The sequence below is a fragment of the Paenibacillus sp. fava2 genome (assembly GCF_058313675.1).
On record NZ_CM177755.1, the window covers coordinates 2,640,986 to 2,663,602 of the forward strand.

Consider the following 22,617-nt stretch of genomic DNA (forward strand, 5'->3'; position numbering starts at 1 on the left):
TCAGCAGTCCTGGTGCTGCGTATCATTGGGCTGGCGGAGTCCACATACTATGACCACATCAAGCGCAAGTTGCAGTCCCCGCAAGCAGCTCAAGGTGGGCGCGGGAGACCTGTACCGGGTTATTCCCTTACGGAGTCAGGGGAGAAGATTAGCGACGAGCAAATTCAAGAGTGGCTTCTGGAATTGATTTCTGGAGAAGAGCACGTGTACGGGTACAAGCTGCTTGCGGAATGCTTGTGGAATCAGTACAGGTTAAAGCTGAACCATAAGAAGAGCTACCGGCTGTGTAAGGCACTAGATATCCTGCAGCCACAACGTCAGAAGCGCTTCAAGCATCCCCGGAAGCTGCCAGAGAACCGAGTCATCACCGGATGTAACCAGCTCTGGCAGATGGACATTAAATATGGTTACGTCGCGGGTCGCGACAGGCATTTTTTCGTCCTTAGCATTATCGATGTATTCACCCGTGTCATCGTCGGCTACTACAGAGGATCGTCGTGTGAGGCGAAGCATGTCTGTCAGACGCTTTGGAGAGCGATGGACTCTCACTGTACGAATCACAGCGAACGCCCAGTGATACGAACCGACAATGGACCACAGTTCGTGAGCCACCTTTTTGGAGATATGTGCGAAGGTTGGGAGATTACACACGAACGGATTCCGCCTCGAACGCCGGATCTCAATGCTTTTATTGAATCGTTCCACAGCAACATGGAGAGAGATCTATTTGGCAAGGAAGAATTCGCAACGTTTGAAGACGCCTATGAAGCCGTAGACGGGTACATGGACTTCTACAACAACCGCAGAATGCATACCAGTCTTCGCAGAATGCCACCGGCCAAATTTTCAGAGTGGGTCATGAGCCTAGAAGACCGATCCGCCTTCTTCTGGCCGAGGAAAAAGGCGAAATAAAGAGTAAGTCTACGACAAGAGTCGATTTTAAATAGGAGACTCCGGAATTAGGGGGTCGCACCGAAAGTGCCTTTGATTCCGGCGAAAGTGGGCCGGATGGCGAAATGAGAGTCAAAAGTGCCTCTCATTCCGGCGAAAACGGTCCGGATGGCGAAATGAGAGTCAAAAGTGCCTCTCATTCCGGCTGCCCCTCCCCGCCGCTAAGCCGTAAAAATTCCCGCGCTGTCCTTACGGCGCCGTTCCTCAATGACCTCCTCATAATCCCTGATGAGCCGGTCAAAAATCTCATCCCACGAGCGGCTGAGCGCCAGCCGCCGGCCTTCGCGGCCCATCGCCAGGCGCAGCTCCGGCTGCTCTGCCAGCCGGCAGATGGCTTCGGCCATCGCCCCAGGCTGCTGCGGGCTAAGCAGGAGGCCGCTCCGGCCGGAGGCGACCAGCTCGCTTGGGCCGCCTGCGTCAGCAGCGATCACCGGCAGGCCGGAGGCCATGGCCTCCAGCACGACATTGCCGAAGGTTTCCGTACTCGACGGAAACACGAACAGGTCGCCGGAGGCATACAGCTCTGCCAGCTCCCCGCCATGCCGGCTGCCGGCGAAGCTGACATTGCGGGGAGCGTCAGCCCGCAGCTCCGGCAGCAGCGGACCATCGCCCACGACGAGCAGATGAACGGCGGCGGCAACAGATTCCGGCAGCTGGCGCATGGCCGCCATGAGCGTGGGCAGATCTTTTTCCGGAGCCACCCGTCCTACATAGAGCAGCAGCAGCGGAGCTTCAATCCCGTAACGTTCCCGCACCTCAGCTGAACGTTTTGCCGGATCGTACAGCACGCAGTCGACTCCTCTCGACCATTGCCGCATGCCGGACAAGCCGTGTGCCCGCAGGACACCTGCTGTCTCCTGGGAGGGGACAAGCACAGCATCGCAGGTACGGTGGAACCATTTCATGTATTTCCAGTACAGCGGAATCAGCTTGCGCATCCGGTAATAGTGCAAATAACGGTCGAAATGGGTGTGGTAGGAGGCGATATGCGGGAGGTTATGCTTTTGGGCATAGCGCAGTCCGCTTAGGCCGAGGTTGAAAGGGGTAGCCATATGCAGGAGATCGGGGCGGAAGGAGCGCAGCTCATTTTGAATGGAGGATAGACCAGGCAGGGCCAGCCGGCATTCCGGATACAGGAAGAAGGGGATACTGGAGATTTTACGCACCGGATCATCGCATTCTTCCTCTGAGGCCGATGTCGGGGTGAACAACAAATGTTCGATTCCGCGGCGGTGCAGATGGCCGGTCAGCCGGTGAAGCGTACGGGCGACGCCGTTGGTCTGCGGAAGATAAGTGTCTGTAAACAGGGCAAGACGCATAATATCCCCTCCAGAGCTCTGATTACCCTGATCATAACAGGTGAATATTTGAGCGGAGTCAGCGGAATGTTAAGGCTTTTTGCGGGATCTGCCGGCATGTTCCTTCACTTTACGCTCCGTTGATACAAATCAGCATAACCGCAAACACTCGTCCACTATAGTTATTTAAAAAATAAACTATAGGAGTGACATCGACTTGAAAAGATCAGGCACAACCTTACTCTCTCTGCTGCTTGCGGCTGAAATTGCACTTGTTCCCGCCTGGGGCACAGCTCCGGCAGCGGCGGCTGCGGGACAGCTGACGGGCACTCCGTATAATGCTGACGGCACTTATAATGTAAATGTTCCTCATATTATTGTGAATCAGGTTTATGGCGGAGGGGATGCAGATACTACCGGCGGCTATTTTTCAAACGGCTATATTGAGCTGTATAATCCTTTGGACACAGATGTTGACCTGAACGGCTGGTCGCTGCAATACTCCGATCCGGCAATGAACGGGGCATGGAGCAGGCTGGAGCTAAGCGGCACTATCAAGGCACATTCCTCCTACCTCATTACCGACAGCAAAAATAACCCCGCCTTCCAGAGCGACATCAGCGCCAAAGGAGACCAGGCATGGGGCGGGCTTCTTTTCAATAATAAAGGCATGAAGGTTGTGCTGCTGAGTAATACGGAACTGCTGAGTGCAGCTAATCCGTTCGGTAGCAAAACAGCGGCTTATGTGGACATGATCGGCACAGCGGGAAATGACAAAGGCTCCGTCATCGACGGCTACGAAGGAGATTATCCGACCGGTAAGGAGGAGGGAACCTCCAAGCAAAAGTCCGTGCGCCGTGCAGACTTTACCGATACGGACAACAATAAAAGCGATCTGAAGCAGATCAGCTTCGACAATCTGGATGCGGCAGGCATGAGTCTGATGAAGCCGCATAGCAGCGCGGACGGGGCGTGGGGAATCAAAGCACCGGCCCTCGGCGTAGCAACTGCCGAACTGCCAGCGGCGGCCGCAGGCTCACCATATACAGTTGCTTTGTCGGTGTACGGCGGTATACAGCCTTATTCCTTTACTGCAGCTGGTCTGCCGGAAGGTCTCAAGCTTGATGCAGCAACCGGTACGATCAGCGGGATTCCGCTGGCGGCAGGTACATCAACTGTGAGCTATACCGTCTATGACAGCTCGGCAACGCCTGCCAAAATTACAGGAAGCCTTAAGCTGGAAGTGGGCAAGCCTGCAGCTGAGCCCAAACCGGATTTGATCAGCATTACCAAAATCGGAGGCTATTCTGTAGGTACGACGAATAAAGACGGCGGTGTAGCCGAGATTGTCAGATATAACCGTGATAACGGTAAGTTTTATCTGGTTAACGGGTCGACGCAGCCTGCGACTGTAGATGTTGTTAACCTCAAAGATGGCGCTCATCCGGAAAAAGAGACAAGCATCAACGTTGAAGCTTTGTCCGAGACAGATGGCTTCGTGTACGGTGATTTGACCAGTGTGGACATTAATACGGCAACCAAGCGGATTGCTGTAGCGGTGCAGGAAGCCGATGCCATGAAGAACGGCAAGGTGCTTGTGCTCGATTATGACGGCAAGCTGCTGGAAACCTATGAAGCCGGGGTTCAGCCGGACATGGTCAAATATACGGCGGACGGCCGGTTTATCCTGACTGCTGATGAAGCAGAGCCGCGTACGCTGGACGGTGATCCTGAAGGCAGCGTGACCATTATCGACACCGTGACCAAAGCGGTAAACCGGGTTAAATTCGATAACCCTGCGGTCATTGATGACCTGGTGCACATCCGCGGAGCGGTTGACCCGGAGACAAAGCTGATCACTGGTGAAGGCGCCAAAGAAGATGCTGTACGTGATCTGGAACCGGAATTTATTGAGCTGTCCGAAGACCAGAAAACGGCCTATGTCAGCCTTCAGGAGAACAATGCTATAGCTGCTGTAGATATTGCATCCGGCAAGCTGCTGTCGGTTAAGGGTCTGGGAGTGAAGAACCTGAATGCTCCCGGCAATGCGCTCGACCTGGTGAATGACGGCAAGATCCAGCTGGAGAATGTACCGTTCTACGGGGTGTATATGCCGGATGGAATCAGCCAGTACACGGTAAACGGTAAAACATACCTGTTCACGGCCAACGAAGGCGATGCAACGGAATGGGACAGCAAGGAGAATGCCAGTACCATCGGTAAAATGAAAGGCTCACTCGATCCGGAATCGGATGCCGCAAAGTTCCTGGCCGGAACAACAAAGTATGACGGTGTTGAAGTGATGTCGGATATGGGGCATGACGGCATTTATCTGTACGGAGGCCGTTCCTTCTCCATCTGGGATGCTGCAGACATGAAGCAGGTGTATGACAGCGGCAGCGATTTTGAGCAGATTACGGCGGAAAGGCTGCCAGCTTACTTCAATGCCAGCAACAGCAATACTACCCTGGACAGCCGCAGCAGCAAAAAAGGGCCTGAGCCGGAATATGTAAAAATCGGCAAGGTGGGTAAGAAGGCGCTGGCGTTCATCGGGCTGGAGCGGATCGGCGGTCTGATGACCTATGATGTGACTAGTCCCGAGCAGCCGGAGTTTGTGAACTATATGAATACACGCGAGTTTACTCCGAAGAACAACCTGGAGACAGACACCGGACCGGAAGGAATCGAGTTCATTGCGGCAGCAGACAGCCCGACCGGACTGCCCTTAGTGCTGGTCGCCAATGAAGTCGGCGGAACCGTTGCAATCTACCAGCTCAATGTGACCAAGGTAACCCTGGATCAGACTGCGTTGTCCTTGCAGGCCGGCGGCAGTGCAACTGTGCTTACTGCAGCAGTGCAGCCTGCGGGTGAAGGTGCGCAAGGGCTGAACTGGAGCTCCTCCAATACAGCTGTAGCTTCAGTAGACCAGTCAGGCAAGGTCACGCCGGTGACAGCGGGAACAGCCGTAATCTCTGTATATAGCGCAGACGGCTATGGTCTGGCTGAAGCTAAGGTGACTGTTAAGGCTGCAGACCCCGTAATCAGCCAGCCGGGTTCAAGCCCTTCGGGCGGATCAACAGCAGTGGTGACCATACCGGCTGCAGGAGTGAGTACTTCTGACGGTAAGGCAATTCTGGAAATCAAAGCAGCAGCAGATGCAGCGGGCAGTCCATCGTATCCGGTCAGCGCGGCAGAAGTGACAGCAGCCCTTGAGGCACTGAAGAGCTCATCGGCGGACGAACTTGTATTCCGCACGGCTGCAGGAAATACTGCTGGGTCGGCTACACTTAATGTTCCTGCGGCAGCCTGGACCGAGATTGCCGGCAGCACAGCGCAGACAGTAACCTTTGCAAGCGGAAGCGGCACGATTTCCCTGGACCGGGCCGCTGTCACGGCTATTCAAACTGCCGCTGCAGGTGAAGCGGTCAGCCTGACGATTGCTTCTGCAAATCTCACAACCGGCTCAAGCCTGATCGGAAGCCGGCCGGTAGTGAGCCTTGAAGTCAAGACCGGCAGCCGGAGCGTTTCCAGCTTTGGCACAGGCGGAGCGGTGGTAAGTGTTCCGTATACTCTTGCTGCGGGAGAAGACGCCGCTGCAGTGGTTGCTTATTATGTGTCCGCAGCGGGTGAGCTGACGGTGCTGCCGGCCAGCAGCTATAATGCGGGAACCGGCGAGCTGACCTTCCAGACATCGCACTTCTCAGTATATGCTGTCGGTTATAACAAACCGGCTTTTAGTGATACAGCGTCCAGCTATGCGCAGGATTCCATTACCTATCTGGCAGCACGCGGCATCATTTCTGGGATCGCGGCAGAGCAGTTTGGCCTGAAAAGCAAGCTGAGCCGCGGGGACGCAGCGCTGCTGCTGGCCCGTCTGGCCGGTGCTGAGCTTGGCAATACTGCCTCCGGGAGCTTTAATGATGTGCAGGCGGATGATTATTTCGCTGCTGCGGTCAGCTGGGCCAGCGCTAACGGAATCGTGAACGGTACTGGCGAGGGCAAATTTGCGCCGGAAGCCAATGTTTCGCGGGAACAGCTGGCTGTGATGATTGTCCGTCTGGCTGAAGCGATGAACTGGAGCCTGCCGGTGAACGGCGGTGCAGCTGCAGGCTTCGCTGATCAGGCGTCGATCAGCAGCTACGCACAGGAAGCTGCAAAAGCAGTCGAGCAGGCAGGCATCCTGTCCGGCCAGGCAGCGGCGGACGGCAAGGTTAACTTTGCCCCGCAGGCACCGGCAACCCGTGAAGAAACAGCACAGCTGCTGGCAAAACTGCTGAAGGCTGTGCAGTAACAGTACCAATTAGTATGAAGCATTCCGCGCCGCAAATAGCCCCCGATAGCGGCTGGACATTTATTGCGGCTCGGGTATTTTAAATTTTATTGTTTTGCAAAACGACATGCTATAATAGAGCGTAGCACCCCCAAATCCATGTATGAGGTGATCAGCGAATGGGATTTCAGGCAGGCCAGCTGTTTATTAATTTGCCCGTTGCCAATCTGCAGAAGTCGGTTGATTTTTTTACGGCAATAGGGTTTGAGTTTAATCCGCAATTTACGGATGAGAACGCAACCTGTATGATCATTAACGAAAATACGTATGCGATGCTGCTGACACGGGAGTATTTCGGCACGTTTACGGACAAGACAATCATTGACTCTGCGGCCCATACAGAGGTCATTACCTGCTTCTCCGCAGCCAGCAGGGAACAGGTGGACGAGCTGGTGCAGAAGGCGCTGGATGCCGGCGGCAAGCCGTTCAATGCTCCGGTTGATCACGGCTTCATGTATAATTGGAGCTTCCAGGACCTGGACGGGCATCTGTGGGAAGTTGTGTATATGGATGCAAGTGCTGCTCAGTAAAAGGTTAAATAATAGTGAAGTGTCAAGGCAGGTGCCCTCGCGGTGCTTGCCTTTTTGTGTTCCTGCATACCCCGGTGTTTACAGTATTGCAACAGATTCTTTACACTCCATATACATAACCCCGCAGACCCGTTAATATCCAGCTTCTACAATGAGTTCGTGGCAAAAATTACATACATACATACGAAAAGACCAAAGGTTTAATAGAAGGGATGATTGGTTTGAAAAGAAGTGTGCTGCACTTATCCATGAAATGGAAGCTGATTCTTAGTTTTACTGCGATTTCGCTGATCTTTTTAGGGGTTGCGCTGCTTCAGGGACAGAAGATCAGCCAGGTGGAGCTCTCAATGGAACGCCAGAAGACGGAGATGGAAAAAAGAATCACCGTTTCGACCATCACCCAGCTGCTGCAGGAGCTGAACAGCCTGGAGACCTCACTTGCCGAATCCAGTGACCTGGAGCTGGCAGCGCCGTTTTTGGACAAGCAGCAGCAGCTGGACGAAGCTGTGGCCAAGGTTGATTTTGATAAAGAAACAGCCGCGTGGAAGGATCTGCAGCTGCTGAAGTCCGCAATCAATATGTATACCGGACATGTTGGGAAGCTGATAGAAACGCTGGAGGATCCAAGCCTTGACCCGCTTACGGTGCTTGAGGAGATTGACGGTCTGCATACAAATGCGCTGGCCGTTCATCAGCAGCTGCTCAATATTAACACCACGCTCTACAAGGCAGCAGCGGATAATGCCGACCAGGCACAGGCGAATTCCTTCAGATTGCTGGAGCACACCGTTTCGATTGTTTATTATGCCGCTGGTGCAGTAGTCCTGTTCATGCTTGTACTTGCTGTACTGCTGACACGCTCGTTCCTTGCTCCGGTAGGCAGGCTTCAGCATGCGCTGCGCAATATTGCCGAAGGGGATCTCCGGCAGCAGATCAATTCTCCGTATAATGATGAGCTGGGAAGGCTGAGCTTCCATTTTGACCATATGGTGAGCAGAGTGCGTGATATGCTGCGGCAGACGGTTCAGGTTGCTTCCACCCTGGCGGATTATTCACGGTCCTTTCAGGAATCCTCAACGGTTACCGCGAATACCAACCAGGAGATTGTCAGAACCATTCAGGAGATTTCGGTAGGTGCTGACCAGCAGGCTATACAGTCCGAACAGAGTGCACTGCTGCTGCGGGAGCTTGAGCGGGAAGTGGCTGAGATCACCGACTATACCGATAAAATGCTGGCGACCAGCGGCAGTGCTGATCATAACGCGCGCAAAGGCTCCGAGACGGTCGGAGAGCTGCAGCGGCTTTCACAGCGCTCGCGCTCTTCCATCGGCAGAGTGTATGAAGCACTGGAGAAGCTGGTAGAGCAGTCGGGGGATATTTCACGGATTACTAACTCCATTACAGAAATCTCCAAGCAGACGAACATTCTCTCGCTGAATGCGGCGATTGAGGCTGCGCGGGCCGGAGCTGCAGGCAAAGGCTTCGCTGTCATTGCTGATGAAGTCCGCCACCTGTCGGTGCAGACTAGCGATTCCTCGATTCTGATCAGCCGGATTATCGGTGAGCTGCAGGAGAGCATGGCCGGATTTCAGGAGTATATGCTGGATACGAAAAAAAGCCTGGAGGAGCAGGATTCCCAGGTTGCGGAAACGCTGGCTTCTTTCCAGGCCATTGACGGCTCGATTGCCGGAATCAGCCGGCAGATTACTCTGATTCACGGAAAAGTGGAGGAGACGCGGCGGATCAATTCCCGGCTCGGTGAATCCATCCATTCCGTAGCCTCCGTCGCCGAGCAGACAGCGGCAGGGGTTCAGGAGGTGAATGCATCGAGCACCCAGCAGGATCAGGCCATTCACGATATTGCCCGGCAGGCGCTGGAAATCAGCGAGATTTCACAGCGGCTGTTCCGCGAGATCAATGTATTCAAGATCGGTCGGGAGGAGGACAACAAGCCTCACAGCGGTCAGCTGCTGATTATTGAGGAAGCCCGCAGCAGCAAGAACAACGCAGACGAAGCTCCGTTACTGGCGATCGCGGAGTGACGCGTGCAGCGAAGCCGCCAGCTCAGGCAGCCAGCCGGTAAGCGGCAGGAAGACGAAGCCCGCAGTGCGGGCTTTTGCTGTATCCATATGCCAGGACTCCGTAATGCCAAACGGGGACATGTCATTTTCTTCAGTCTGGCTTGGTGTTATTGCCTGTACCCCTGTAACGGCTTCAATCAGCGAGATGATCTCCTGAATAGTCATCGCCCCGTCCGAGCAGGCGTTTACTGGCCCGGTCAGCGGGGAGAAGCCGAGCCAATACAGGAAGTCTGCAGCCTCATCGGACCGGATAAAAGAGATCAGGGCTTCAGGATTCGGTATGCCGACAGGCTTTCCGTCCATGATGTGTTCAATATGGAAATGCAGTCTGCGTGTGTAATCATCCGTTCCGAGCACAATCGGAAAGCGGACGGCTGCCGCAGGAAAGGCTGTCTGGTTCAGCAGAATGGCTTCGGCCAGCCGTTTGCCCTCCTGGTAGCTGAAGTTTTCCTTGGGCCCAAGACGGACAGGATAATGTTCCGGGTCGAAATCGGCTTCACGCAGCATTTGCTTGCTTGGATCATATACGGACAGGCTGGAGGTCAGAATATACCGGTCTGCCGTATCTGCGAAAATCCGGGCTGCAGCCGCCGCATCGTCCGGCGAGTAACAGATGTTGTCGTAGACAACATCGTAGTGCCGGCCGCGAACGGCCGCAGCCAGCGCCTGTGCGTCAGAGCGGTCGGCGGTCAACCGGATCACCCGCTCACCAAAGTGATCCGCTGTCTGTCCTCTGGTTAAAATCGTCACCTGTGTATGTTCATCCTCCAGCAGCCGCTGTACCAGCCGTTTGCCGAAAAACCTCGTTCCTCCGAGTACTAATATGCTCCTCATCATTTCCCTCCCTGGTTGAATCGAATTTCCCTGCAGATTCATTGAGTCTACTGGCCAGTTTATTGGGCCTCGATCTATTAAGCCGCCATCATCAGCACGCCGCCGTACATACCAGCACGGTCAGCAGTACGGACTGAACTGTGCCGGGACCGGACTGTGCTGATGCCGGCTGCCATTGTAATCCCGGCAGCATTCTCCCGGCGCAGCAGCTCCAGCATTACGGGAAGCTGGCCCTGCTCGTAGGCTTCGGCCAGCGCGCTCAGCATCCGCCGGAAATCGCCGTCTTCGGGCCGGGCCGGCCCATCTGCTGCCAGCTCCATGCGCACTGCTGCGAGAGCCTGGCGGGCCCGGTACAGTGCGGCTTTGACCGCTCCTTCCGTGGTAACCAGCTGCTCAGCCGTTTCCTGTGCCGGGTAGCCAAACACATCCCGCATCAGAAATACGGATAGCTGGAGCGGCGGCAAATATTTCATCAAGGCGTGGAAGGCCGTTTCCAGTTCCGTCAGGCTAAGGGGCTCCTGCTCCGCGGCAGCATCTGCCGGCTGAATTCCCCGCTCTGTAGCACGGTTAAGCGCAGCTTTGCGCCGCAGGCTGTCAATCCATGTATGTTTGGCAATCCGCAGCAGCAATGCTTGGCGGTTGGGGCTGGCCGACCAGCCGCTGTAGCTCAGCGCCTTGGTCCAGGTGTCCTGTGCCAGATCCTCAGCCTCGTGTACGGAGCGGGTGAGCGCCAGGCAATAGCGGTTCAAGGCTGTATCAAGCGGCTGCAGGCGTTCTTCAGCTGCGGCATCCGTTAGATCATGTTCATCAAGGATTAACATGCGAATTCATCTCCTTTTCGGCAATCCTTACCCTTGTGTTTAGTTCCCTCTATTATATAAGCGAATATCTCCAGATAAAAGGTACGCAGCCGGCATGGTTTTTTTGCGGGAAAATACTCTGCCTGTTTCCCGTATCCTTTTCCGGTACTCATTCGATTACAGGGTATTACTCAATGCAAATTTCAAGGAGGTATGATGGATGAATGTTATTCCTTATGTGGTTGAGCAGACGGGCAGAGGCGAGCGTTCCTATGATATTTATTCGCGTCTGCTGAAGGACCGGATCGTATTTGTCGGTGCGGCCATAGATGATCAGCTGGCTAACAGCATCATTGCCCAGCTGCTGTATCTGGCTGCAGAGGACCCGGAGAAGGATATCCAGATGTTCATTAACAGTCCAGGCGGTTCGACTACCGCCGGGTTCGGTATTTATGATACGATGCAGGTAATCAAACCGCAGGTCAGTACGATCTGCACGGGGTTTGCGGCTTCCTTCGGCTCCTTGCTGCTCCTGGCCGGAGCTCCCGGCAAAAGATTCGCGCTGCCAAACAGCGAGATCATGATCCATCAGCCGCATGGCGGTGCGCAGGGGCAGGCCAGCGACATTGCCATCAGCGCCAGACGGATTCTGAGAATCAGGGAGAAGATCGTCAAGATTACTGCAGAGCGGACCGGCCAGCCGGCAGAGCGGGTCGAGCGGGATATGGACCGTGATTTTTTCATGACGGCGGAGGAAGCGCTCCAGTACGGCATTATCGACAAAGTGATTTCAAGTTTATAACCAAAGGAGCTGACGTACATGCTGAAGGAATTGCTGGGACAGAAGGTGGCGGTACATTTTCTGGACGGAACAAGTGTGAGGGAGGGTGTGCTGGAAGAGCTTGACGAACGTTTTGTAAAATACCGGACGGAGTATCAGCTGCTCTATATTCCTGTCACTTCCATCCGCGCAGTTGCGCTTGAAACCAAGGAACGGGAACGGCCGCGGGTCGGATTCGGGCAATAGGCAATCCGTGTAACCGGCACCATCGGAACCGGAGAAGGACATAGTAACCCAAAGACTATTCTTATGCCTTAAGGGCGCAAGGATAGTCTTCTTTTTGTGCAGACAGGATTCCATTGATAATCATTATCAATTATACTTAGAGGAATGAAAAGTTATTGATGGTGGTGAGCAGTCGATGCTACAAGAGAAGATGATGATTGAGCAGGCGGGTCAGCCGATGGACTGGGACGGGCTGGGCTTCCGGCTGTTGTCGGTTCAAGTGCTGAAGGGGAGCGACGAGGTACATCTGCCCCAGCAGCTTGTCTTATCCTATGCACTGATTGTAGTAACCGGCGGTACGGTTCAGCTTCTGGCGGACACCGGGCTGCTGGAGCTAACAGCAGGCTCGGTCAGTCTTTGTCTGCCAGGGCAGACCTTCGGAGCTGTGGAGCAGTCAGGGAGCCTGGAGATGTATGTGTTTTGCTTTAACGTTTATCAGTACGGTGCAGCGGACGAGGAAAGCCGTCTTCTCAAGGATGCGCAGCTGCTTCCGAAGACCGGCCTGCTGGCACAGATCCCGATGCCGAATATATTGACGGTATGCAGTGAGCTGGCGCAGAAGGAGGAAATGGAGCTGCACAAGGTCAGCTTCCGGGCACAGATTGCTTTTCAGGAGCTGCTCTACAGTGTCCGGGTAAGCAGCCGTCAGCGTCCCAAGGATACGAATTATGCGCTGGAGCAGGCAAAGAAGTACATAGAAGAGCATTTCACCCGGGATTTGACCTCGCAGTCACTGGCCCAGGCTGCCGAATTCAGCCCCAAATATTTTAACGATCTGTTCAAAAAGAAATACGGCAAAAGCGCCCTGGATTATGCCACCGAGCTGAGGCTCCAGCAGGCCAAACGCCTGATGGCGGAGAGCGGCGCCAAGCTGCGGGAAATCGCCCATCAGGTCGGGTACGCTGACGAATTCTACTTCAGCCGCAAATTCAAAAAGATGATCGGAGTGCCACCGGCAGTCTACATGAAGAGCCGCCGCCGCAAGCTGGTAGCCTACTCCTCCTCATTGCTGGGGCAGCTGCTTCCATTGAATCTGATGCCGTATGCGGCGGCACTCCATCCCAAGTGGACGGAGTACTATTACCGGAACTACCGCAATGAAATTCCCGTCCATATCAGCGCTTACCGCAGCAACCAGGACTGGCAGGCCAATCTGGAGGTGCTGCGGCAGGTTTCTGCCGATCTCATTCTGGCTGAGGAATCGCTGCAGGCGGAGGAGAAGGCGGCCCTTGAGCAGCTTGCACCAGTCCATTATCTGTCCTCCGAGCCGGCGGACTGGCGCAGCCCCTTTCTGGAGCTGGCTGAGCTGCTGGGGGAATCCTGGCAGGCAGAGCAATGGCTGGCCGCCTTCGACTGGGAGGCGGGGCAGGTCAGGGAACAGCTGCATGCGCAGATCGGCAGTGAATCGGTGGTGGTTATCCGGATGCTGCATAATAAGCTGTACCTGCATTGCAGCCGCAGCATGGCCAGCATGATCTACCAGGAGCTGCAGCTGCAGCCTGCTTATGACGCCGAAGGCGGAATCTATAATATTCCGGTGACTCCGCAGGAGATTGCAGCGGTCGGTGCCGACCATCTGCTGATGCTGATCCGACGGGAGAGCGACACGCTGAATGAATGGAACCGGCTGCAAAATGATCCGCAGTGGCTGAAGATCGCGGCTGTGCAGCGGCACAGGGTGCATTTTCTGGCCTCCGATCCCTGGCGGGAACAGTCTGCTTATGCCCAGCTGCGGATGATCAGGGAAACCAGACAGCTGTTCCTCGGCCAATCGTCCATACATGTTCCGTAATTTGTCCATGGAGCACCGCCCGGCGTCCCGCTATAATCGGTAATGATAATCATTATCATAATTGAGACTGTTAAAAGAGTGGGATGAGATGAAACGAGCGGCCGGATTGAAAGCAGCCTCCCTGCTGGTGCTGGGAGTTGTCCTGATTGTTATTGTCAGTGTGTTATCAGTGCTTTACGGTTCCAAAGATATAAGCTACATAACGGTATGGAATGCGCTGATGCATTTCGACCCGGATAATATTGACCACCAAATTATACTTACTTCACGAATCCCCAGAGTTGCCGGAGCACTGCTGATCGGCGCCTTCCTGGCTGTATCAGGTGCGCTCATGCAGGGGATGACCCGGAATTATCTGGCCTCACCTGCTATTATGGGTGTCAGCGACGGATCCGTGTTCGCGATTACCCTGTGTATGGTATTTCTGCCAGGTACATCGTCTATGACGATGATTCTGTATTCCCTGGCCGGCTCCGCACTGGGTGCTGCGCTTGTGTTCGGAATTTCCAGGCTGGTACCCGGCGGTGCTTCTCCGCTGACTATGGCCGTACTCGGCACAATCATAGGTACCTTTCTTGGCGGAGTGTCCCAGGCGTTGTCGGTTTACTTTCAGGTATCGCAGGATATTAGCTTCTGGTATAACGCCAGGCTGCATATGATGGACCCGGCGGTGATCAAGCTCGCCATTCCGTTTGCGGTTGTCGGCCTGACGCTGGGCATGCTCATGTCCCGGCCGGTTACCATGCTGTCGCTTGGTGAAGAAACGGCTGCAGGGCTTGGTCTCAAGGTGACTGCCGTTAAGGGGCTTACGATGCTGAGTGTTGTGCTTCTGACAGGCATCTCGGTAGCTATCGCCGGCAAAATCGCCTTCGTCGGCCTGATTATCCCGCATATCACGCGGCTGTTAATCGGGCAGGATTACCGCAAAATCGTTCCGTTTGCCGCGTTTTTCGGGGCACTGTTCCTGGCGGCATGCGACCTGATCAGCCGGTTTATCAATTATCCGTTCGAAACGCCTGTCGGCGTGGTCACAGCATTGTTCGGGGTACCGTTCTTCCTGTATCTTGTGAAGACGAGAGGAGGCAGCCAGGCATGAACAAGCCTTCTCTTGCACCGAAGTCCAAGCAGCGGAGATTCTGGTCGCTGTTCCTTGCGCTCAGCCTGCTGACGCTGGCCGGAATCTATGTCAGTCTGACCAACGGGACGTTTGATCTTACCGTTAAAGATGTGTTCCGCACACTGCTGCGGATTAATCCTGTAGAGGATTATGATCTTGTAATCTTTGAATTCCGCCTGCCGCGCATCGTGCTCGGTGCGCTCATCGGCTTCGGGCTCGGCATCGCCGGTGCCGTCCTTCAGGGAATCTCCCGCAATACGCTGGCTGATCCGGGTATCCTGGGTATCCATGCCGCCGCCGGAGCATTTGTGGTATTGTTTATGTTCTTCACTGCAGGCACTATGCAGGCTCCGGCTTGGCTGTCGGTCATGTCCATGCCGATGTTCGGCTTCATTGGCGGACTGGTCGCGGTCGTGCTGCTGTTCCTGTTCGCGAGGCAGCACGGCGAGTTCCATCCGCAGCAGCTGATTCTGGTCGGGATTGCACTGGCCTCAGGCTTCGGGGCGGTTACCCTGTACATCTCGCTCAAGATGGACCCGCAAAACTTCGAGATGGCCACCGTATGGCTGGCCGGTAGCATCAATAATGCGAGCTGGCGGCAGATTTTATCCACGCTGCCATGGCTGATCATCCTGACGCCGGTCATCTGGCGGAGGGGGAAAGTACTTGACCTGATGCAGCTTCACGAAGTCAGTGTTAAGGGTTTGGGCGTTGCAGCCGGCCGTGAAAGACAGATCCTGCTGCTCTGCTGCGTCGGGCTGGTCAGTGCCTGTGTCTCTGTATCAGGCAGCATCGGCTTTGTCGGGCTGATTGCCCCGCATATCGCAAGGCGCCTGATCGGTAATACTTACCGGTACATTGTTCCGCTATGCGGCATGATCGGCATGCTGATGGTGGTGCTGGCCGATTTTATCGGCAAAACCGTATTTGCACCGGCGCAGCTGCCGGTTGGCATCGTTATCTCCATCATAGGCGTACCTTATTTCATCCTGCTGCTGTTCAAGGCACGTGTGAAATAAGATCGCGGGCAGAGCCCAGGACGCGGAGCTTCAGCGCGCCTGGGCTCTTTTTTTTCAAATATAGCAGCAGGAGTTAAGAAGGTATTGGATTCCCGCTGTTACACATACTACTAATGGAGAATCATGCAGATAACGGCGAAAAGGCGCGAAGGGCGGCAATGGAAGCAGTTAGCAGACAAGCCAAAACGGGTAAGGTTAATTGATGCGCCCAAATCCGGAGGTGAGCCTGTTGTTTGGTTGTAAAATAAATTCGTATGAAGAAAGGCGCTGCTGTGATACAATAGCCTAGTTGTCCTTCTTGCCGGATATGATGTTCGGAGGAGCTGCTTCTTCTGACAGGATATGTTTATAAATCTTAGGAAAATGAAGCATAAGCGTGTATTTACATGCGTTCAGGAGTATTAACAGGATAATCGCAAGATTTTACAGACTACGCATCAATTTTTGTCGTTTTTTATTGATTTATTGCTGTGCTTTATGTATAATCAGCCTTGTTGATTTTTCATAGGATGTAGCCTGCCCAAGCTTGATGAAACGAAACGACTGACAACGAAACGAATCCAGAGCAGCAAGGCTAATAACTAATAACTTAAGCAAATTTAGGGGGTTATTAATTGTGGGAAAAGCGTTAATTATTGGCGCTGGCGGTGTAGCAAGCGTTGTTGTTCATAAATGCTGCCAGAACCCGGATGTATTCGAAGAAATCTGTATTGCCAGCCGTACGGTGTCGAAATGCGATGCTCTTAAGGAGAAACTGGATGGCGGCCAGACGAAGATTTCTACGGCTCAGCTTGATGCGGACAACACGGAAGAAGTTATTGAACTGATCAAGAGCTTCCAGCCGGATGTCGTGATTAATGTGGCTCTCCCATACCAGGATCTGACGATCATGGATGCTTGCCTGGCTACCGGAGTGCATTATGTAGATACAGCTAACTACGAACCGCAGGATACCGCGAAATTTGAGTATTCCTGGCAGTGGGCGTACAAGGAAAGATTTGAGAAGGCCGGAATTACGGCGCTGCTCGGCAGCGGCTTTGACCCGGGCGTTACCGGTGTGTTCACCGCTTATGCGCAAAAGCATTATTTTGATGAAATTCACACGATTGATATCGTTGATGCGAATGCCGGCGACCATGGTTACCCGTTTGCTACCAACTTCAATCCTGAAATTAATATCCGCGAAATTACCGCTAACGGACGCTACTTTGAGAACGGCGAGTGGATTGAAACAGCTCCGCTGTCCGAGAAGAAAGTCTACGATCTCCCGGAGATCGGTCCTAAGGATATTTACCTGCTGTATCATGAAGAGCTGGAATCCCTGGCCAAAAATATCAAAGGCGTGAAGAAAATCCGCTTCTGGATGACCTTCTCGCAGAACTACCTGACTCACCTGAAGGTGCTGGAGAATGTCGGCATGACTTCGATCGAGCCGATTATGTATGAAGGCAAAGAGATCATTCCTTTGCAATTCCTGAAGGCAATCCTGCCTGATCCGGCATCGCTGGGACCAAGAACCAAGGGTAAAACCAACATCGGCTGCATCATTCAAGGCACTAAAGACGGCCAGCCAAAAACCTATTATGTCTACAATGTCTGCGATCATGAAGAATGCTACAGAGAAGTGGGCTCCCAGGCCATTTCCTACACAACCGGCGTTCCTGCCATGATCGGCGCTATGATGATCATCAAGGGCATCTGGAACAAACCGGGCGTACACAATATCGAAGAGTTCGATCCGGATCCGTTCATGGATGCACTTAACAAACACGGGCTGCCTTGGCAAGAAGACTTCTCGCCAACGCTGCTGGACTAGGGCGTAAGGCAATGAAAGAAATCGATATCGACATCAGCTCGCTGCCGTCACCTGCTTATCTTGTTGATGAGCGGCTGCTCAAGAAGAACCTGGAGACCCTGAATTACGTGCAGGAGCGCACCGGTGCCAAGATTCTTCTGGCGCAAAAAGGGTTCTCCATGCACGCGCTGTACCCGCTTGTCGGCAAGTACCTGCATGGCGTCACTTCCAGCTCCCTGTTCGAAGCCCGTCTGGGCTTCGAGGAGATGGGCAAGGAAGTGCATGTCTATGCACCTGCCTACATGGAACGTGAATTCGATGAGCTGCTTGGCTATACCGACCACATTGTGTTCAACTCGTTTGACCAGTGGAACCGGTTCAAGGACCGCGTGCAGAATGCCGGCAAGCCAATCAGCTGCGGAATCCGTGTGAATCCGGAATATTCCGAGATTGAAGTGCCGCTCTATGATCCTTGCTACAACTACTCCCGTATGGGTGTAACCCTGCCTAACTTCCGTCCGGAGGAGCTTGAAGGCATTGAAGGGCTGCACTTCCATACGATGTGTGAGCAGAACTCCGATACACTGGAGCGCACACTCAAGGTTGTGGAGGAGAAGTTCGGGCAGTATCTGCACGGTATGAAATGGCTCAACTTCGGAGGCGGCCATCATATTACCCGTGACGATTATGACCTGGAGACACTGATCAAGTGTATTCTTCATATGAAAGAGACTTACAATGTACAGATCTACCTGGAGCCGGGCGAAGCGGTAGCGCTGAACACCGGATACCTTGTAGCTACCGTGCTGGATACGATGCATAACGGCATGGATATTGCCATTCTCGACACTTCGGCTGAATGCCATATGCCGGACGTGCTCGCGATGCCTTACCGGCCGAACATTATCGGTTCAGGACAGCCTGGAGAATATCCGTACACGTACAGACTCGGCGGCATGACCTGCCTGGCAGGTGATATTATCGGGGATTATTCCTTCCCGGAACCGCTCAAATACGGCGACAAGCTGGTTTTTCTTGACATGGCGATCTATTCCATGGTCAAGAACCATATGTTCAACGGCGTGAACCTTCCGGCCATTGCTTCTTACAATGATGAAGAAGGCCTGAAGATCATCCGCGAGTTTGAATACAGCGACTTCAGCGGCCGTTTGTCTTAATTCTTTCTTATAATAGAGCGTCCTGTGGGCCGGCTGAAGCTGGCTTGCAGGGCGCTTTTTTACATTTGATCGAGATAGCTGCAGTTTGTACACTTATTATGCTCATTTTTGCTGTTAGCGCGGCTTTAGCTGCACTTCATACAACTAAAAGTGGCAATTTCGGCTCTGAGAAGCAAAATGGGGATTTTTAATTGCACAGACTGCAGTTAAAATGAAAAATCAGCTTTTATCGCGCCGAATAGTTGCAGAAAGTGCAGTTATAGCACCCCCTTGAAGCATATTTTACATAAAGGATGAAAAAAACAGCCCCGCATCACCGCCTATTAGGCGGGACACGGGACTGCTTTGAGTGGAGACACTATTGTTTAGCTGCACCATAGCTGCACCATAGCTACATCAGAGCAAAGCTGAATCATTTCATTACAATGGTAATTTCCTCCTGCTGCGGCAGCCAGTTAACCGTCGCGCCGAGCTGCTCGCTGATAAAGCGCAGCGGGAGATAGATTGTGCCGTTCACAATGAACGGCGGTGTGGCGAGGGTGACTGTTGTACCGTTGACGGTAGTCTCCCCGCTTACGGTATTTATGGCGATCGAGAGAGACGGTTTACTTGCGGCGGTACGGGTGATGGTTACTATTTTTTCAACTTTGGAAGCAGTGCCGCCGTTACTGGTGGGAGTGGTCGTATGGTTCTCTTTATAGGCAACGATGGCTCCCAGTTTATCAAATAACGACCGCAAGGGAACGAAGTTCTGGCCGCCGCGGGTAATCACACCATTCGTCAGATTGACCTGCTCTCCGTTCAGGGTAACGGCTATCGGCTTCTGCATAGGCACCGGCTGGTCAAAGTTGAAATCATAGTTGGCGTAGCCGAGCTGAGCGTTTTTGTTGACGCCCCAGCCCCAGAGGGTGCCGTCACTCTTTTGCATGATAATGTGGCGTCCGCCGTCCTGCATGGAAGTGATATTGGAAGTCAGTAATTGGAATACAGCATCTGCCGTGATGGTCTCTTCCCCGATAGAGGTCGTATACACTTTGCCGTCTGCTGTCAGGGCAACGATAGAACGTTCTATAATATAAGCCTCTGTTACATTTCTGATTCCGGTGAAGCGCAGCGGTACCGTCTGCTCATGAAAGGTGGTGCCGTCAGAGCTGCCGGTAATGGTCATTCCCCGGAACCAGAGGTTAGCGCTATTGTCGATAGCAAGTGTGCTGCGCCCGTTGTCGTGAAGAATACGGATATCCTTCAGTCCGGTTACAGGTGCCGGGTTCATCACATCGCTGCCGGCAACCGGTTTATAGATCGACTCGACGGGCCAGGTCCAAACGGTGCCGTCCCCGGCAAGCGCAAAGTTATTCTCCAGCTGGATGATGCCGCTCAGCTTCCGGACAGGCTGGAAGGATGCCAGCAGATCGGTTGAGGTCCAGACCGTCCCGTCCTGCTTCAGGAAAAGGAATCTTTTCCAGGGGCCTTGCTCATTATCCTCAAAATAACCTCCGGCGGCAGTCACTCCATCTATTCCGGCAACAGGGGAGAAGGAGAAGCGTGAAGCGCCCTCGTTCGGTAACGCTGCCTGATAGACCTCACCCTCTGCGTCTATAGCCAGATACGTTCCCTGCACCATCGAAAGACCGGTAAGATTCGTCAATTCTGCTACCGGCAGTGTTTCAATGGCTAAGGTCTTGGTGTTGGTCTGCCATTGCCAGACGGAGTGATCCTGCTTAACAGCAAGCCCTCCGCCTCCAGGCAGGCTGAAGGAGGACTTAACCTCCGCAAGTCCCGGTACACGTGTAGGCACCGAGCGGCTGTCGCCCCAGACCCAGAGGCTGCCGTCTTTTTTGATCAGGTGATCCGGACCGTATGCGGCGATATTGGTAACAGCCGCTGCAGTGTCAGCCGCTGCAGCGGCTCCTCCGTTGCCGGGTGCAGGAAATCCGGCTGCCGCAGCCAGGCTTAGCGCCAGGCCGAGCAGTTTTGTCCATTTTTTCATTAGAGATCTCCTTAGATTTGGATTCCATTAACTTACATTTAGACGCGCTTCCCCTATAAAAAGTTTCTGCAGAAAAATGTCGCTCATTGTAGGCTGACCTGTGATACAATATCCTAGTCTGTTTTTAGTTTTGTCCGTATCTGAGGAGGAAATCAGCGTTAATGAAACATGCACCTTTTATTGCAGTAGAGGGCCCGATCGGGGCCGGAAAGACTACCCTTGCTACCATGCTGGCGGCTGAGCTTGAGCTTCCGGTCATTAAAGAGATTGTTGAAGAGAATCCGTTCCTGGACAAGTTCTATCAGAATATGGATGACTGGAGCTTCCAGCTCGAAATGTTCTTCCTGTGCAACCGGTACAAGCAGCTCGAAGACACCGTGACCGAGTATATAGTGAAAGGGAAACCGGTTATCTCGGATTATCATATTTATAAAAATTTGATTTTTAGCGAACGGACGCTGAAGGGTACGAAGCGGGACAAATACCGTGAAATTTATCATGTGCTCACCGATGATCTGCCGAAGCCGGACATCATTCTATATATCAGGGCAGATCTGGATACACTGCTGGCGAGAATCGCCAAGCGCGCCCGTCCGTTTGAGGAAGAGATCTCCAAGGCCTATCTGCAGCAGCTGATCGAAGACTATGACAATGCCATGGCCCAGCTGGCCGTTCGTGAGCCGTCGACAACTATCGTTACTATTGACGGGAATAAGGTAGATTTTGTGGAGAACCAGGAGGATTACCACACCATCGCCGCACATTTAAAGGAGCTTATGCAATGAACACATACAACATTCCGGAGAACGCCATTATTACAGTAGCCGGAACGGTGGGCGTCGGGAAATCGACTCTGACCGGAGCGCTGGCGGAGCGCCTGAACTTCCAGACCTCGCTGGAGCAGGTCGACCATAACCCTTACCTCGAGAAGTTCTATCATGATTTTGAGCGGTGGAGCTTCCATCTGCAGATTTATTTTCTGGCAGAACGGTTCAAGGAGCAGAAAAAGATGTTCGAGCTGGGCGGCGGCTTTGTGCAGGACCGTTCGATTTATGAGGACACCGGGATTTTTGCCAAAATGCATGCCGATCAAGGCACCATGTCCAAGACCGACTATGACACCTATACCAGCCTGTATGAGGCTATGGTGATGACACCGTATTTCCCGCATCCTGACGTGCTGATCTATATCGAAGGCAGCCTGCCGTCGATCCTCACCCGGATCAATGAACGCGGCCGCGAGATGGAAATCCAGACCGATGTCTCCTATTGGGAGCATATGCACGGACGTTATTCCCAGTGGATCAACGAGTTCAGCGCCTGTCCGGTGCTGCGCCTGAATATCGACGACTATGATGTAAAAGACCCGGCTTCGATGTCCGCTATTCTGGAGCAGGTGGGCAAGGCGATTAACCGGAGTGCGGTGGCGAAGTAATATTTTATATAGAGGATAGAGGGGAAGCCAACCGGGAGCGGTTGGCTTTTTTTGATGGGCAGGAAAGGATACATATGATTCAATAAAAACAGACTGATAAATCACAAATTGCAAAAATCCTTCAGCTTGGGCGGTAGTTACCGTCCGGGCTTTTTAATTTGTACAGCCCTATAAAATCAGCCCGGAAATAAATAAAAAGTCGAAAAATCAAAAAAAATTTCTAGAAAAAAGAAAAAAATACGCAGATTCATGCAATTTACCCCCTATTCACCCCTTTGAAACAGTATTTTGTCGAGATTTGTTAAGAGTTTGTTTAGAGCTCCCTGCTAGAATGGATTTCAGATATGAAAAAATAGGTATTTAGAAGCTAATCATTCTTGTCCGTCGTAAGGGAGCCGAAA

18 protein-coding genes are annotated in these 22,617 nt (G+C 53.2%); 13 read left to right on the forward strand and 5 right to left on the reverse strand.

What is annotated here, in order from left to right:
• The first annotated feature begins 12 nt into the window (after positions 1–12).
• Positions 13–912, forward strand: a complete 900-nt coding sequence (locus AC4G46_RS11200; protein WP_491128001.1) for an IS3 family transposase — start codon at positions 13–15, stop codon at positions 910–912.
• A gap of 47 nt (positions 913–959) precedes the next feature.
• Here AC4G46_RS11200 and AC4G46_RS11205 read toward each other — a convergent pair whose 3' ends face one another.
• A complete protein-coding gene (locus AC4G46_RS11205) occupies positions 960–1,091 on the reverse strand; it encodes a hypothetical protein (protein WP_491128002.1) in 132 nt (43 codons plus the stop codon).
• Between the two features lie 21 nt (positions 1,092–1,112).
• Positions 1,113–2,270, reverse strand: coding sequence for a glycosyltransferase family 4 protein (locus AC4G46_RS11210; RefSeq protein ID WP_491128003.1), 1,158 nt, complete (start codon positions 2,268–2,270; stop codon positions 1,113–1,115).
• Positions 2,271–2,466: 196 nt separating this feature from the next.
• On the opposite strand from AC4G46_RS11210, the gene AC4G46_RS11215 reads away from it, so the two are divergent.
• From AC4G46_RS11215 to AC4G46_RS11225, 3 genes are all read left to right on the forward strand, one after another.
• On the forward strand, positions 2,467–6,540 hold the full coding sequence (locus tag AC4G46_RS11215) for a choice-of-anchor I family protein (protein ID WP_491128004.1): 4,074 nt from the start codon (positions 2,467–2,469) through the stop codon (positions 6,538–6,540).
• Positions 6,541–6,698: 158 nt separating this feature from the next.
• The gene (locus AC4G46_RS11220; RefSeq protein ID WP_491128005.1) at positions 6,699–7,109 is read left to right on the forward strand and encodes a VOC family protein; all 411 of its coding nucleotides are present in this window, start codon (positions 6,699–6,701) and stop codon (positions 7,107–7,109) included.
• Positions 7,110–7,330: 221 nt separating this feature from the next.
• On the forward strand, positions 7,331–9,151 hold the full coding sequence (locus AC4G46_RS11225; protein WP_491128006.1) for a methyl-accepting chemotaxis protein: 1,821 nt from the start codon (positions 7,331–7,333) through the stop codon (positions 9,149–9,151).
• Here the strand turns inward: AC4G46_RS11225 and AC4G46_RS11230 are convergent.
• Positions 9,131–10,024: an NAD-dependent epimerase/dehydratase family protein gene (locus AC4G46_RS11230; RefSeq protein WP_491128007.1), complete on the reverse strand. Its 894-nt coding sequence runs from the start codon at positions 10,022–10,024 to the stop codon at positions 9,131–9,133. The genes AC4G46_RS11225 and AC4G46_RS11230 overlap by 21 nt on opposite strands.
• A 77-nt stretch (positions 10,025–10,101) precedes the next feature.
• On the reverse strand, positions 10,102–10,845 hold the full coding sequence (locus AC4G46_RS11235) for an RNA polymerase sigma factor (protein WP_491128008.1): 744 nt from the start codon (positions 10,843–10,845) through the stop codon (positions 10,102–10,104).
• 199 nt (positions 10,846–11,044) lie between these two features.
• Between AC4G46_RS11235 and clpP the strand changes: the two genes are divergently transcribed.
• The 7 genes from clpP (at position 11,045) to nspC (ending at position 18,791) form a co-directional block, all read left to right on the forward strand.
• Positions 11,045–11,626: an ATP-dependent Clp endopeptidase proteolytic subunit ClpP gene (gene clpP, locus AC4G46_RS11240; protein ID WP_491128009.1), complete on the forward strand. Its 582-nt coding sequence runs from the start codon at positions 11,045–11,047 to the stop codon at positions 11,624–11,626.
• Between the two features lie 18 nt (positions 11,627–11,644).
• Positions 11,645–11,851 carry a hypothetical protein gene (locus AC4G46_RS11245; protein WP_090715362.1) on the forward strand — a complete coding sequence of 69 codons (207 nt, stop codon included), beginning with the start codon at positions 11,645–11,647 and terminating at the stop codon, positions 11,849–11,851.
• Positions 11,852–12,026: 175 nt separating this feature from the next.
• Positions 12,027–13,682, forward strand: coding sequence for a helix-turn-helix domain-containing protein (locus AC4G46_RS11250; protein ID WP_491128010.1), 1,656 nt, complete (start codon positions 12,027–12,029; stop codon positions 13,680–13,682).
• Between the two features lie 88 nt (positions 13,683–13,770).
• Positions 13,771–14,778 carry a FecCD family ABC transporter permease gene (locus tag AC4G46_RS11255; RefSeq protein ID WP_491128844.1) on the forward strand — a complete coding sequence of 336 codons (1,008 nt, stop codon included), beginning with the start codon at positions 13,771–13,773 and terminating at the stop codon, positions 14,776–14,778.
• Entirely contained in the window at positions 14,775–15,818 is a 1,044-nt protein-coding gene (locus AC4G46_RS11260; protein ID WP_491128011.1) for a FecCD family ABC transporter permease, read from the forward strand. Before AC4G46_RS11255 ends, AC4G46_RS11260 begins: the two co-directional genes overlap by 4 nt.
• 616 nt (positions 15,819–16,434) lie before the next feature.
• Entirely contained in the window at positions 16,435–17,634 is a 1,200-nt protein-coding gene (locus AC4G46_RS11265; protein ID WP_068725404.1) for a saccharopine dehydrogenase family protein, read from the forward strand.
• Positions 17,635–17,654: 20 nt separating this feature from the next.
• Positions 17,655–18,791 carry a carboxynorspermidine decarboxylase gene (gene nspC / locus AC4G46_RS11270; RefSeq protein WP_491128845.1) on the forward strand — a complete coding sequence of 379 codons (1,137 nt, stop codon included), beginning with the start codon at positions 17,655–17,657 and terminating at the stop codon, positions 18,789–18,791.
• 412 nt (positions 18,792–19,203) lie between these two features.
• On the opposite strand, the gene AC4G46_RS11275 is transcribed toward nspC, so the two are convergent.
• Positions 19,204–20,781, reverse strand: a complete 1,578-nt coding sequence (locus AC4G46_RS11275) for a stalk domain-containing protein (protein WP_491128012.1) — start codon at positions 20,779–20,781, stop codon at positions 19,204–19,206.
• A gap of 161 nt (positions 20,782–20,942) precedes the next feature.
• Here AC4G46_RS11275 and AC4G46_RS11280 point away from each other — a divergent pair, with 161 nt between their 5' ends.
• Positions 20,943–21,566: a deoxynucleoside kinase gene (locus AC4G46_RS11280; RefSeq protein WP_491128013.1), complete on the forward strand. Its 624-nt coding sequence runs from the start codon at positions 20,943–20,945 to the stop codon at positions 21,564–21,566.
• Positions 21,563–22,216: a deoxynucleoside kinase gene (locus tag AC4G46_RS11285; RefSeq protein WP_491128014.1), complete on the forward strand. Its 654-nt coding sequence runs from the start codon at positions 21,563–21,565 to the stop codon at positions 22,214–22,216. The genes AC4G46_RS11280 and AC4G46_RS11285 overlap by 4 nt, the downstream gene beginning before the upstream one ends.
• Positions 22,217–22,617: the final 401 nt, after the last annotated feature.

Excerpts from the sequence above, each read along its gene's own strand:
- AC4G46_RS11205 (WP_491128002.1), bottom strand. The coding sequence starts at position 1,091 with ATGAGAGGCACTTTTGACTCTCATTTCGCCATCCGGACCGTTTTCGCC.
- AC4G46_RS11210 (WP_491128003.1), bottom strand. The coding sequence starts at position 2,270 with ATGCGTCTTGCCCTGTTTACAGACACTTATCTTCCGCAGACCAACGGC.
- AC4G46_RS11220 (WP_491128005.1), top strand. The coding sequence starts at position 6,699 with ATGGGATTTCAGGCAGGCCAGCTGTTTATTAATTTGCCCGTTGCCAAT.
- AC4G46_RS11230 (WP_491128007.1), bottom strand. The coding sequence starts at position 10,024 with ATGAGGAGCATATTAGTACTCGGAGGAACGAGGTTTTTCGGCAAACGG.
- AC4G46_RS11235 (WP_491128008.1), bottom strand. The coding sequence starts at position 10,845 with ATGTTAATCCTTGATGAACATGATCTAACGGATGCCGCAGCTGAAGAA.
- clpP (WP_491128009.1), top strand. The coding sequence starts at position 11,045 with ATGAATGTTATTCCTTATGTGGTTGAGCAGACGGGCAGAGGCGAGCGT.
- AC4G46_RS11245 (WP_090715362.1), top strand. The coding sequence starts at position 11,645 with ATGCTGAAGGAATTGCTGGGACAGAAGGTGGCGGTACATTTTCTGGAC.
- AC4G46_RS11250 (WP_491128010.1), top strand. The coding sequence starts at position 12,027 with ATGCTACAAGAGAAGATGATGATTGAGCAGGCGGGTCAGCCGATGGAC.
- AC4G46_RS11255 (WP_491128844.1), top strand. The coding sequence starts at position 13,771 with ATGAAACGAGCGGCCGGATTGAAAGCAGCCTCCCTGCTGGTGCTGGGA.
- AC4G46_RS11260 (WP_491128011.1), top strand. The coding sequence starts at position 14,775 with ATGAACAAGCCTTCTCTTGCACCGAAGTCCAAGCAGCGGAGATTCTGG.
- AC4G46_RS11275 (WP_491128012.1), bottom strand. The coding sequence starts at position 20,781 with ATGAAAAAATGGACAAAACTGCTCGGCCTGGCGCTAAGCCTGGCTGCG.
- AC4G46_RS11280 (WP_491128013.1), top strand. The coding sequence starts at position 20,943 with ATGAAACATGCACCTTTTATTGCAGTAGAGGGCCCGATCGGGGCCGGA.
- AC4G46_RS11285 (WP_491128014.1), top strand. The coding sequence starts at position 21,563 with ATGAACACATACAACATTCCGGAGAACGCCATTATTACAGTAGCCGGA.